The organism is Rhodococcus sp. P4_F5 (assembly GCF_056401315.1).
This window is the reverse complement of sequence record NZ_JBFUJP010000024.1, coordinates 54,969-67,074: the sequence shown is the minus strand read 5'-3', so window position 1 is coordinate 67,074 and position 12,106 is coordinate 54,969. Positions and strand designations below refer to the sequence as shown.

General features: G+C 68.7%; 12 protein-coding genes. 7 read left to right on the top strand and 5 right to left on the bottom strand.

What is annotated here, in order from left to right:
• The first annotated feature begins 43 nt into the window (after positions 1 to 43).
• Entirely contained in the window at positions 44 to 772 is a 729-nt protein-coding gene (locus tag AC1DU4_RS12380) for a Pr6Pr family membrane protein (protein ID WP_477840184.1), read from the top strand.
• A 101-nt stretch (positions 773 to 873) separates the two neighbouring features.
• On the opposite strand, the gene AC1DU4_RS12375 is transcribed toward AC1DU4_RS12380, so the two are convergent.
• A complete protein-coding gene (locus AC1DU4_RS12375; protein WP_477840182.1) occupies positions 874 to 1,908 on the bottom strand; it encodes an AraC family transcriptional regulator in 1,035 nt (344 codons plus the stop codon).
• 357 nt (positions 1,909 to 2,265) lie between these two features.
• On the opposite strand from AC1DU4_RS12375, the gene AC1DU4_RS12370 reads away from it, so the two are divergent.
• Positions 2,266 to 3,660 (top strand): FAD-dependent oxidoreductase, encoded by a 1,395-nt coding sequence (locus AC1DU4_RS12370; protein ID WP_477840180.1) that lies wholly within the window; start codon positions 2,266 to 2,268, stop codon positions 3,658 to 3,660.
• 51 nt (positions 3,661 to 3,711) lie between these two features.
• Here the strand turns inward: AC1DU4_RS12370 and AC1DU4_RS12365 are convergent, their stop codons facing one another.
• Positions 3,712 to 4,746, bottom strand: coding sequence for an alpha/beta hydrolase (locus AC1DU4_RS12365; RefSeq protein WP_477840178.1), 1,035 nt, complete (start codon positions 4,744 to 4,746; stop codon positions 3,712 to 3,714).
• Between the two features lie 352 nt (positions 4,747 to 5,098).
• Here AC1DU4_RS12365 and AC1DU4_RS12360 point away from each other — a divergent pair, with 352 nt between their 5' ends.
• On the top strand, positions 5,099 to 5,494 hold the full coding sequence (locus tag AC1DU4_RS12360) for a tautomerase family protein (protein WP_477840176.1): 396 nt from the start codon (positions 5,099 to 5,101) through the stop codon (positions 5,492 to 5,494).
• Positions 5,495 to 5,530: 36 nt separating this feature from the next.
• On the opposite strand, the gene AC1DU4_RS12355 is transcribed toward AC1DU4_RS12360, so the two are convergent.
• Entirely contained in the window at positions 5,531 to 5,902 is a 372-nt protein-coding gene (locus tag AC1DU4_RS12355) for a YybH family protein (RefSeq protein ID WP_477840174.1), read from the bottom strand.
• A gap of 107 nt (positions 5,903 to 6,009) precedes the next feature.
• On the opposite strand from AC1DU4_RS12355, the gene AC1DU4_RS12350 reads away from it, so the two are divergent.
• Positions 6,010 to 6,900 carry a LysR family transcriptional regulator gene (locus tag AC1DU4_RS12350; protein WP_477840173.1) on the top strand — a complete coding sequence of 297 codons (891 nt, stop codon included), beginning with the start codon at positions 6,010 to 6,012 and terminating at the stop codon, positions 6,898 to 6,900.
• Here the strand turns inward: AC1DU4_RS12350 and AC1DU4_RS12345 are convergent.
• The gene (locus AC1DU4_RS12345; RefSeq protein WP_477840171.1) at positions 6,887 to 8,284 is read right to left on the bottom strand and encodes a flavin-containing monooxygenase; all 1,398 of its coding nucleotides are present in this window, start codon (positions 8,282 to 8,284) and stop codon (positions 6,887 to 6,889) included. The two genes, AC1DU4_RS12350 and AC1DU4_RS12345, sit on opposite strands and share 14 nt — an antisense overlap.
• Positions 8,285 to 8,509: 225 nt before the next feature.
• Between AC1DU4_RS12345 and AC1DU4_RS12340 the strand changes: the two genes are divergently transcribed.
• Together AC1DU4_RS12340 and AC1DU4_RS12335 are read left to right on the top strand one after the other, a co-directional pair.
• A complete protein-coding gene (locus AC1DU4_RS12340; protein WP_477840169.1) occupies positions 8,510 to 9,295 on the top strand; it encodes an oxidoreductase in 786 nt (261 codons plus the stop codon).
• Positions 9,296 to 9,338: 43 nt separating this feature from the next.
• Complete coding sequence (locus AC1DU4_RS12335) at positions 9,339 to 10,148, top strand: alpha/beta hydrolase (protein ID WP_477840168.1); 810 nt, start codon at positions 9,339 to 9,341, stop codon at positions 10,146 to 10,148.
• Between the two features lie 3 nt (positions 10,149 to 10,151).
• On the opposite strand, the gene AC1DU4_RS12330 is transcribed toward AC1DU4_RS12335, so the two are convergent.
• On the bottom strand, positions 10,152 to 11,171 hold the full coding sequence (locus AC1DU4_RS12330) for an alcohol dehydrogenase catalytic domain-containing protein (protein ID WP_477840166.1): 1,020 nt from the start codon (positions 11,169 to 11,171) through the stop codon (positions 10,152 to 10,154).
• Between the two features lie 340 nt (positions 11,172 to 11,511).
• On the opposite strand from AC1DU4_RS12330, the gene AC1DU4_RS12325 reads away from it, so the two are divergent.
• On the top strand, positions 11,512 to 12,105 hold the full coding sequence (locus AC1DU4_RS12325) for a VOC family protein (protein WP_477840206.1): 594 nt from the start codon (positions 11,512 to 11,514) through the stop codon (positions 12,103 to 12,105).
• The last annotated feature ends 1 nt before the right edge of the window (position 12,106 follow it).

Here is a 12,106-nt window from a genome sequence, read left to right as displayed (position 1 = left end):
CGACACACTGCCGAACGTTGACGACACAGGAGACGGATACTGCATGACTACATCGACCACGACATCGGTGGCCCGTTCAGGCGGCATGGCGGTTCGTCCGGTGCTCGGACTGACCGCCCTGACAGCCGCGATCGGCACGGCGGCCGAGCTGTGGGCCTCCTACCACCGCGAGTCCCCGATCTACGACGGTGCCGGGTTCACCACGACCTTCGGCCCCGGCTGGGACGGCCTGTGGAACCAGCTGTTCTTCTTCACCACGTTCTCCAACGTCATCGTCGGCGTGACGTGCCTGATGCTCGCCCTTCAGCCGGTCCGGCGCTCCGACGCCTTCCACGCCTGGCGGGTGGCGGGCCTGGTCAACATCGTCATCACCGGAGTGGTCTTCCACCTGCTCCTCGCCGGTGGGGCCCCGAACACCGGCCTCGCGGCGTTTGCCAGCACTCTGCAGCACACCGTCAACCCGATCCTCGCCGTGGGTGGCTGGCTCCTGGTCGGGCCGCGCGGGTCGTTCACCCGGCGGCGCCTGCTCCTGAGCCTGTGCGTCCCGATCGCCTGGGTCGTGGTGGCGCTCGTACGCGGCGCCGTCGTGGACTGGTACCCCTACGACTTCATCGACGTCTCCAGCCTGGGATATCTGCGCGCCCTGGCCAACACCGGCGGCGTCCTTGTCTTCTGGCTCGTCGTCGCGGCGGTCCTCTTTGCCAGCGACCGTTTCCTCCTGCGGCGGACGGCGACGGGGGCACAAGGCGGCGCCGATCCGCGCAGCATCTGACCATCACCCTCCGTCAATCAACAGACTGTCGCCGGGATGTTGATTGCGTTGTGCCGTGAGCGATTCGGTGCTCCTCGAAGACTGTCCCAGCCGATCATCGGCTACGAAACCGAGCTGTCGGGCATGCGCGATCGACCGCCGGCTCGACGGACCTGCGACGGGGTGATACCCCACCAGCGCTTGCAGCACCGGGTAAGCGCCGATTGTTCTGACAGACCGAGAAGGTCGGCGACCTGAGTCATCGGGATGTCGTGGTCGGTCAGGTAGCGGCGGGCGGCGTGGCGCCGGGCATCGTCCAGAAGGCTTGCGTACGAGGTGTTTGCGTTGGCCAATCGTCGTTGTAGCGTCCGCGGATGGACGCCCAGGATGTGGGCGGTGGCGGTGAGGTCGGTGCCGGCTGTCCCGAGCGACTGCTCGATCACGACCCGGACCGTTGCCGCGAGGTCTCCCTCCGATCGTGGATGTTGTGATCGGAGAAGGGCTTCGATGAGTTGGCGTTGGTACGCGTCGCCGCCAGACGGAAGTGTTCGGGTGAGTAGATGGCGCGGTATGCGCAGCATCGCTGCCGGTGCGTCGAAGTTGACTGGGGCTTGGAAGAACTCCTCGTATGCGGACACCGGCGTGGACGGGCGATACGGCAGTTCTACCGACCGCAATCCGTACCGACCTCCGACGAGGTCGGCGAGCACGCGGTGGATGACACCCAACTCCTGATCGACGCCCGGATCGGGACCGTCGCCCGCCTGGGTGCTGTTCCGTAATGCCGCTACGCCCGGTACACCGTAGGGATCGTCCTCGACGGAGAGGCTGATCGTGGGGGAATGCAGGAACAGATAGCGTGCCGCGCATTCGAGCGCTTCCGCGATCGTGGCACAGGAGCGGATTGCAAGCGCCAACGATCCGAGCATGGTCAGGTCCTGGCGGGCCGCGAGTCGCAAGCCGAAGTCCGGGCAGTTCAGCTCTGCGGCGGCTGCTCGCAGCAATCTGTTCTGTGGATCGCTCGGAATCATCATGTCGTCCGTGTCCAGCGCCGCGGCGGACACACCGGCGGCATTCGCCAAGTCTTCGGCGTGCCCGCCCAACTCGGCCACCAGTGCCCGAAACCCACGCAGTGAAGCCGAGCGAATTACCGTCACGCACAGCATGGTGGGCCAAATCGGCACACCGCGTCAATGCCCTCGTGGACCGAATGCACGACCAAGCGAGATCATGTGGGTGGTGGTGTTCGTGCATTTTCTCTGGGGCAGAGTCGCTTCCGGCCAGGCTGATGAGAAGGGAACCTGTCCGTCGGCCCGCGCCCGCGTGGCCCACCCTAGGGGTCGATGTGTTCCACCCTTGGGTGGAAGGAAAGTCACCCTAGGGGTTCTGGTCAGGTACGAATTCGGGGATCACGGTGGGTATGTCTCGTAGACGGGAGTCCCACCATGCAACACCACATCATCCCGGCTCGCCACGCCTCCCGAGCGGCCGCGTCGATCGAACGACCGCAAGGCATGGACACGGCACGTCGCGACGCACACGCCGTCGTCGTCGGCGGCAGCATCGCCGGTCTGCTCGCGTCCCGCGTCCTGGCGGACTACTTCGGCACGGTCACGATAGTCGAGAAGGATCACCTGGTCGACGCCGCCGAGCCGCGCAAGGGGGTGCCCCAGGGCCGCCACGTCCACAGCATCTGGAAGCGGGGCCTGACCCTGATGGAGGAGTCCTTTCCCGGCCTCACCTCCGAACTGGTCGCGGGGGGATCGGCCGAGGTCGAGATGACGACGGACTTCGCCTGGTTCCACCGTGGCGTATGGAAACTGCGGGTACCGAGCGGAATCCTCATCACGTGTCAGACGCGACCGTACCTCGAATGGCACATCCGCCGGCGGGTGTGCCAGATCCCCAATATCCGTCTCGTCGATCGGTGCTACGTCAAGCGGTTCGCCGCCGATGCCGGCCGGATCACCGGGGTGGTGGTCCAGTCGCGCCGGGCCGAAGCCGCCGAAGAGACGGTGGCCGCGGACCTGGTCGTCGATGCGAGCGGTCGCGGATCCCAAACGCCGCGCTGGCTCGAGGAGTTGGGGTACGGACGACCCGAGGTGTCGGTCATCGACGTCGATGTCGGCTACGCGACGCGGTTCTATGCCCGACCGCCGCTCGAGGACTGTCCGTGGAAGGCTCTGATCATCGCGCCCACGCCCCCGCACGGAAAACGGCTGGGCGTCGTGTTCCCGGTGGAGGGTCAGCGCTGGATCGTCATGCTCGGCGGCTGGAACGGTGACCACCCGCCGCGCGACGATGACGGACTTCTCGAGTTCGCGCGCAGCCTCGAGGCACCCGACATCTACAGGTTCATGCGCGAGGCAGAGCCCCTGACACCGAGCGTGGGGTACCGGTTTTGCRCCAACACCCGTCGGTACTACGAACGGATGCGCCGCTTCCCGGGCGGTCTGATCGTCCTCGGCGACAGTTTGTGCAGCTTCAACCCGATCTACGGCCAGGGAATGACGACCAGCGCACTGGATGCGATGACGTTGCGGGAATGCCTCGACCATGGAGTCCGCAAGGGTGAAAGCCTCGATGCGATCGCTCACCGTTTCCGGAAGAGGGTGCCGCGGAGGCTCGAGGCGCCGTGGCGGATGGCCGCCGGAGAGGACCTGAACTGGCCTGGAACGGAAGGTAACGCGCCATTCGGGACCTCGTTCGTCAACTGGTACTTCGGTAGGGTCCACGGGCTCGCGGCGCGCGATCCGCAGGTGCTGGTCCGATTCGTGCGCGTGGCGAACATGATCGATTCGCCCGTCCGGATCTTCCATCCGAGGGTCCTGGCGCCGGTCCTCGCCCAATCAGCACGGGTCGGTCGTCTTCGTCCGGTAGGTCGAGGCTCCATTGCACCGAGCCAGTGAGACAGAACACCCTGGTTCGGCGCCACGCACAATGTCGCTCCTGACGGCCGCCTAGATTCCCAACGACCGGGCAATCATCGGCCAGGAGTTGTGCAGGTCGTCCTGCCAGTAGCCCCACGAGTGGGTACCGCCGGGCTTGAAGTCGAACGTCGCCGGAATGTTCAACTGTGCAAGACGGTTGGCGAGGTTGTGGGTGCAGTAGTTCGTGGCGGCCTCGATGACGCCGCCGACGATGACCTGGTTGGCGAGCGCCCCCACCTGGCCGTTGATGCCGGGCGCGTCCAGCGTCTCGTGCGGGCCGGGGAGTCCGGAGCCGGCGGCGATGTAGAGGTCGGTCCCGCGGAGCTTCTCGGCGTTGACGACGGGATCGTTCTCCACCCAGCCCGGCCCGTCGAGGGGACCCCACATGTTGGTGACGTCGCCGCCGCCACGTGTACCGGTGACCACACGGATCGCCTCTTGACCGGCGAAGGTGCTGGTCTCTGCACAGCCACTGTACGAGCCGACACTCTTGTAGAAGCCGGGCTTCGCGATCGCGAGATTGAGTACCGAGGTGGCGGTCATGGAGATCGCGGCAATGGACTGCACTTTGTCGGTGTTGAACGCGGCGTCGATGACGGGCGGAAGTTCCTCGTTCAGGAAGGTCTGCCACTTCTGGCGGCCGAGTTTCGGATCGTCCTTGACCCAGTCGGTGTAGTAGCTGAAGGCACCCTCGAGTGGGGTGACGACGTTGACGTTCTTGTCCTTGAAGAAGTTCATGACGTCGGTCTTGCGCTGCCAGGTGGCCGAGTCCTCGCCGCCGCCCGCGCCGTTGAGGAGATACAGCGTCGGTCGCGGCACGCTGGTGTCCGAGGGAAGGATGACTTCGAGGGGGATCTTCCGATCCATCGACGGCGAGTACACCGAGATGGTGACCTTGCGGTCGGAGTTCTTGGTGGTGCTCACCAGGTAGGAGCCGCTGGCGTTCGATGTGGCGGCGGTGTCACCGGCAGCAGAAGCTGTCACAGGGATCGCCAGCAGCGAGGCGGCTGACACGACCACCGCAGCCGCGAGAACCCTGCCGCGCCCGACCTTCGAACTCCTCATACGAACGTCCTCCCCCTGAACTCGAAACATGCCGCGTGACACCGAATGTGCTCACGGTCGGTCRTCAACTCAGCACCGAGCCTCCCCGTGGACCCGGCATTGCTGCAGCACCTTACCGTCCGATGTGCGGTGAATCTCCCGATCAGCGATACCGGCTCGGGATTCGCCCGTCGATTCATCCCACGCCGATGACATCGCAAACGAGTTCTCGAGCTGAGGTGTTCGCGAAGTGCTCGGCAGCTGGTCCGTGGCAACCACGGAGATCACCGGCCAACTCCTGGGCGAGCCGGCGCGTTGCGACGGAGTCGTGGATCGCGACCAAGATCTTCGGCGATCTGACAAGGTAGGCGCCATGCCTACCGCCCTGATCGAGGTTCGCCGACGTTATTGCGAAGCGGATGAAGTTGCCATCATCGACGCGGTCCATGGCGCGCTGGTGGCCGCTTTCCTCATCCCGCCCCAGGACAAGCACGTGCGACTCATCGCACATGAGCCCCACAGGTTCGCCTGCCCCCCGCATCTGGCGGAACCCGAGTTCTGCACCATCGTCTCGATCGATTGTTTCGCCGGTCGATCAGGGCAGGCCAAGCGGAACCTCTACACCGAGATCGTCGACCGCCTCGCGGCGCTCGGCATCCCCCGAGACCACATCACGATCACCCTGAGGGAGATCGAGCCCGAGAATTGGGGGATCCGGGGAGGACAAGCCGCCTGCGACGTCGACCTCGGCTTCAACGTGCATGTATGACAGGCATTCGAAGCGGCCCGCTGACCAGCAGTCCGTCTACGAGCCGGCGGTCGGCGTCACGAACTCCGGCTGATCGAGCACCCGCAACCAGCTTCCGTCCGGCTGCCTGCGGGCGACCTGGGCCCGGGCGCCCGCACCGTCCCGCGGGGGAGTCGACGTCAGCGCGATGTCGCCGCTGATCAGGGTCGGCAACGGCGGCTCCTGCTCGAAACGCGGCGCGTGCGCCAGCACCGACTCCCACAGGGCCTGGATGGCGGCGCGGCCCACGGTCTGGCCGCCGGGTGGGTATGCCATCACGGCGTCCTCCGTGTAGAGCGCCGCGACCCCGGCCGCGTCGCCGGCATTGCTGCGTTCGACGAACAGGCGGGTGAGATCCTCGGGGACGAGCGCTTTCTCGATGGGCGACATGGCAATTCCTTTGCTCGGATGGACGGTTCTGCCGACACGGTCCAGCCTTCCGGGTCGCCTGCCATGTGTCCAACAGATAGTTCTTCTGGGAACTAGAATCTGCAGTCATGGAATTGCGGCAGCTGGAGTACCTCGTCGCGGTGGCCGAGGAACGCAACTTCACCCGGGCCGCCGAACGCATGCACGTCAGCCAGTCCGGGATCAGCGCGCAGATCCGCCAGCTCGAACGCGACCTCGGCGCACAGTTGATCGACCGTTCGAGCCGCACCGCCACCCTCACCACCGCGGGCAAGGCGGCGATCGCGCACGCCCGCGCCGCCCTCACGTCGGCGGAGGCGGTCCGGCAGGCCGTCGACGAGGTGACCACCCTGATCCGGGGCCGACTGGTGGTCGGCATGGTCACCGCGTGCACCGTCACGGGGCTGTTCGACGCGCTGGCGGCCTTCCACACCGCCCATCCCGGGGTCGAGATCACCCTCGTCGAGGACGGGTCGGATCGGCTGGTGGACAAGGTGCGGTCCGGCGCGGTGGACCTGGCCCTGGTCGGGTCCGCGTCGGCCCCGCCGCCGGGCCTGGACGCGCTGCAGATCGTCAGCGAGCGACTCGTGGCGGCGTCGCCGCCCGGCCACCCGCTGACGGGGCTGCGACGGGTGCGGATCGAGGACCTGGCGCGGCACCCCATCGTCTGCATGCCGAAGGGCACGGGGATCCGCACGGTCTTCGACCAGGCCTGCGCCGCGGTCGGGGCCCGGCCGGAGATCGCGTTGCAGGCCAGTGCGCCGGACGCGGTGGCGGACCTCGCGACCCGTGGCCTCGGCGTGGCGATCCTCAGCGAGTCGATGGCGGGCGGATACGACGGGCTCGTCGCCCGGGTGATCGACGACGTCGGGATCCCCGCGGTGCTGGCGCTGGTCTGGGGTCAGACGGGCACCCCGGCGCTGCGTGAGTTCGTGCGGCACTGCCGACTTGCCTTCGGCGAGGGTCTTACCCCGGCCTGACGGACTCGGCGACCGCCGCACTGGCGCGGCGGGCACCCCGCCGCCGCTCACGGCCCAGCTCCCACAGGTAGTGGTCGAAGTCGACCTCCATGGTGTGACGGGCGGACTTGTAGAACCGCTTCTTGTAGAGCTGGTCGTCCCGGGTCATCTGCGCCCGCACCTCGGTGTCGTCCGGGGCGACGTAGTCGCCGCGCACCGTCTCGGCGATCCAGGCGCCCTGTGCCTCGGCGAGCGGCATCACCGCACCCACCGGCTGCAACAGCCCCACGAAGTACAGGCCGGGCAGGTCGGGGTGGACGGTCCGCTTCCACAGCGGCAGGTCGTTGTCCTCGACGCTCAGCAGGTCCGGGTCGAGGAAGGGGAAGGACACCCGGTACCCGGTCGCCCACACGATCAGGTCGGCCGGCGCGCTGCTCCCGTCCACGAAGACGACACGGTCGCCGTCGAGCCGCTCGATGCCGGGTCGAGGGGTCAGCCGTCCGGAGCGCAGGGCGTCCCGGATGCCCTCGGACTGCACCGGGTGCGACTGTCCGGGACGGTGCTTCGGCTGCGGCAGGCCGAGCTTGGCCACGTTGCCGGAGAGGGCGGCGCCGAAGGCCAGCCGGGCGCTGGTCACCCACCAGGGCAGCCACGCCGGCAGCGCGATCTGGTCCGACGGTCGCCCGAGCAGGAACTTGCGCAGCACCCACTCGCCGCGACGCTGGGAGATCGCCGCCGACCGGGCGCACTCGGCGGCCGCCACCGCGATGTCCATCGCCGAGTTGCCCGCGCCCACCACGACGACGTCCCGCCCCTTGAGCTGGTCGGCGTTGCGGTAGTCGTGCGAGTGGATCTGCTGCCCGTCGAACGTGCCCGGGTAGGCCGGCTCGGGCCACCGCGCGTCCCAGTGGTGGCCGGTCGCGACGACGACCGCGTCGAACTCCTCGGTGCGCGTTCCGTCGGGCCCGGTGACGGTGACCGACCAGCGGCCGTCGGCCTCCCGGTCGACCCGGTCGACGGTGGTGGAGAACGTGAGGCGATCGCCGAAGCCGAAGTGCTCGACGTAGTCCCGGAAGTAGGCGGCGACCTGGTGGTGCATGGCGTAGGCCGGGTAGTCCTGTGGCATCGGGAAGTCGGAGTAGGCCATCCGTGGGCAGGACGTGTTGATCTCGAGGGTGTCGTAGCAGGCGGACCGGCCGTTGGGGTTGTCGTAGACCCAGTTGCCGCCGACGACCGGGCCCTGTTCGTAGCACTCGAACGGGACGCGCGCGCCGTAGAGCGCCTTGGCCGCGGTGATCCCGCTCGACCCGGCGCCGATCACGCAGACCCGCGGCAGGGTGGGGTCGGGGGTGATCGGCGCACGCTGGGCCGGAGCTCGATGCCCGGCCTTGACCATGTAGGACATGTCGTCATGGTGGCACGGGAAGCGGTGCGTCGACAGGGGTCGAAGCCGACCGGGGTCGCCGGAGACGGGGAAGTTCGTCCGACGTCCACCGGTGCGGGGCTATGGTCGCAGGTGGACCGCGCCTGACTTCGCCAAGACGGTCGTCGCAGGTCCTCGAGTTCGCGGTGATGGCCACCGCAGCCGCGGTGGCCGGATGGAGTTCGCATCCACCCGGGAGGGTGTCCGATGGACCTGCACCTCGATGGAAGATCCGCGGTGGTGACCGGCGCCAGCAAGGGCATCGGCCTGGCGATCACCCGCAGCCTCGCCGCGGCCGGTGCGCACGTGGTCGCCGGATCACGCACCCGTACACCGCAGTTGGAGGCGCTCGAGTCCGAAGGGAAGGTCACCTTCGTGGCCTGTGACCTGTCCACCGCCGAGGGGCCGATCGCGCTGGTCGCGGCCGCCGAGCGACTGGGCGGCGTCGACATCCTGGTCAACAACGCCGGCGCGGTCACCCCGCGGCCCGGCGGCTTCGTCTCGGTCACCGACGAGGACTGGAACGCCGCGTGGTCACTCGGGATGATGGCCGCGGTCCGGACGACCCGCGCCGCGATCCCGGGGATGACCGCGCGCGGCAGCGGGTCCATCGTCACGATCGGCTCGGTCAACGCGTTCTACCCCGATCCCGGCATACCCGACTACTGTGCGGTCAAGGCCGCGCTCACCAACCTCACCAAGGCCCTGTCGAAAGAGCTGGGCCCCAAGGGTGTTCGCGCCAACTCCGTCAGCCCGGGACCGGTGTCGACGGACCTGTGGTTCGGCGACGGCGGCGTCGCGGACGTGATCGGGAAGTCGAGCGGCGCGAGTGCCCAGGAGGTCGCGGACGGCGCCGTCGCCGGCACCGCGACCGGGCGGTTCACCACCCCCGACGAGGTCGCCGACCTGGTGGTGTTCCTGGCCTCCGACCGGGCCGCGAACATCACCGGCGCGGACATGACCATCGACGGCGGATTCATCACCACCGTGTAGGTGGCAACCGATCACCCGGCAACGGGCAGGAAAGGGACACCTCATGAGAATCACCCAACTCGCCAGGTCGGCCCTCGCCATGGTGGCGCTGGTGATCATGGCCGCCGTGACGACCGCGGTCCCGGCGGCCGCGAAACCGCTGCCCACGATCGTGCTGGTGCACGGGGCGTTCGCCGACACCACCAGTTGGGACGGCGTCGCGGCGAATCTGCGGGGCCGCGGCTACACCGTCGTCGTACCGGACAACCCGCTGCGCGGGCCCGGCCACGACTCCGCCGCGATCGAGAAGACGCTCGCCGGCATCTCGGGCCCGGTGGTGCTCGTCGGGCACTCCTACGGCGGCGCGGTCATCACCAACACCCACAACCCGAATGTGCGGGCGCTCGTCTACGTGGCGGCCTTCGGCCCGGCGCAGGGCGAGCCGGTTCAGCTGGCACTGGACCCGATCCGATTCCCGGGCAGCCAACTCCTGCCGCCGGCCCTGCAGGTGAAGGTCGTCGACGACGCGCACGCGATCGGCGGCAAGAACCTCGACGGCTACATCGCCGACGCATACTTCCACCAGGTGTTCGCGCCCGACGTCAGCGACAGTGTCGCCGCGACCATGCTCGCCCACCAGCGCTCGATCGCCCTGTGGGCGAACCTCGAACCGTCCGGGCCCACGTCGTGGTCGAACACCCCGAGCTGGTACCTGGTCTCGGCGGGCGACACGGTGATCCCGCCGGCGGCGCAGCGGTTCATGGCCGCCCGCATGCACGCGCACACCAGCGAGGTCCAGGCCTCGCACGTCGCGCTGGTCTCGCAGCCCGGCGTGGTGGCCGACACGATCGTCGCGGCGGCCAACGGCTCGTAGCGGTCAGAGCCCGGTCGTCAGGACGACGCGGAATCGGGCCTTGCCGCTGAGGGCGTGGCGATACGCGGCCGGCGCGTCGATCAGCGGGACCTGCTCGATCATGGGACGGATGCCGGTGAGGGCCGCGAAGTCCAGGGTCCGTTCGACGTCGCGGGCGGTGCCGGCCGGGTGCCCGCGCACCGCGCGTGACTGAAAGATCAGTTGGAGGGGGCTGACCGGGATTGGATCCGGGACGGCGCCGATGACGATCAGTTCGCCGTCCGCGGAGAGTCCGTCGATGGTGGCGGCCATGGCCGCGGAGTTGGCGGCGGTGGCCTGGACGACCCGGGCCCCGCCCAGAGCGAGCAGCTCGACGGCGACGTCCTGCGTGGTGGAGTCGATGTAGTGCCGGGCGCCGAGCTGGCGGGCAAGCGGTTCCTTGTCCGGGCCGCGGGCGATCGCCACCGTGTCGAAACCCATCTTCGCCGCGAACTGGACGCCCAGGTGCCCGAGGCCACCGAGGCCGAGGACCGCGACCAGGTCGCCGGGCCGGGCCGAGCTCCGGCGCAGCGAGTTGTAGGTGGTCACCCCGGCGCAGGCCATGGGCCCGGCCTCGGCGGCGGTGAACTCGTCGGGGATGCGGGCGATCGCGGTGGCGGGCACCACCACCGCGTCGGCGTACCCGCCCGGGTAGTGCCAGCCGGGAACCTGGAGGCTCTCGCAGTGCATGAAGTCCCCGTCACGGCACGGGTCGCAGTACAGGCACGCGCCGCCGAACCAGCCGACCGCCACCCGATCCCCGGGGCGCCAGCGGGCGACCGCCTCGCCGACCGCGTCGATGCGACCCGCGATTTCGTGGCCGGGGGTCACCGGGAAGGTCACGCCGGGCAGGGCGTTGGTGACGAACGCGTCGTCGGAGTGACAGATGCCGCAGGCCTCCACGGTGACCCGCACCTGACCCGGACCGGGGTCGGGAATCTCGCGGGTGGTGAGGTGCAGTTCGGCGCCGGGCTGGTCTACCTGGACGGACCGGATACTGGCCATGACGAATATCTCCTCCCTGGCGTGATCAACGCGGGTCGGAGGACCGTACGAGATGTCGTGCGCGGCAGAGATACTCGCCAGGAGTTGGGTGCAGAGACGGTCCGGACCGCCGCGGCGCGTCCCGTCCTGACGGGGCCACCGGCATTCGGCGTCGATGCTTCGAGCGTAATGCCCATCCGTCGCGATGACCATCGCCCGGCCGGTCGCCATCTCCTTCGAGGTGCTACGGGTGATGGACTTTCAGCGTTTCGTGGTGGGAGTGTGGATCTCGGGCCAATCGGAGTGAGATCGGCCGGCGGTGACATCGGCCGGCAGCAACGGAGGAGTGGTTGCCGTGGACATGAAGCTCGAGATCGTGGTCTTGCCGGTCTCCGATGTGGACCGGGCCAAGAACTTCTACCAGTCGCTCGGGTGGCGTGAGGACGCCGACGTCACCACCGGCCGGGATTTCCGGGTGGTGCAGCTGACACCGCCGGGTTCGGCCTGCTCGGTCATCTTCGGCACCGGTGTCACCTCGGCGGCCCCCGGCTCGGCGGACGGCCCGCAGCTCGTGGTGACCGACATCGAGGCGGCCAGGGCCGACCTGGCGAGCCGCGGTGCGCCGGTCAGCGACGTCTTCCACGACACCGGTGGGGTGTACCACCACGCCGGGGCCACCGGACGGGTCCCCGGGCCGGACCCGGACCGCCTGAGCTACTGCTCGTGGCTGTCCTTCGCCGACCCGGACGGCAACACCTGGTTCGTGCAGGAGGTCACCACCCGGCAACCCGGCCGGGTGGTGACCTCCGGTCCGGTGGCCTACGCCTCCGCCGCCGACCTGGCGGAGGCGCTGCGCCGCGCGGCCGCCGCGCACGGCAGGCACGAGGAACAGATCGGGCAGGCGGACCCGAACTGGCCGGTTTGGTACGCGCAGTACATGGCGGACGAGCGCTAGG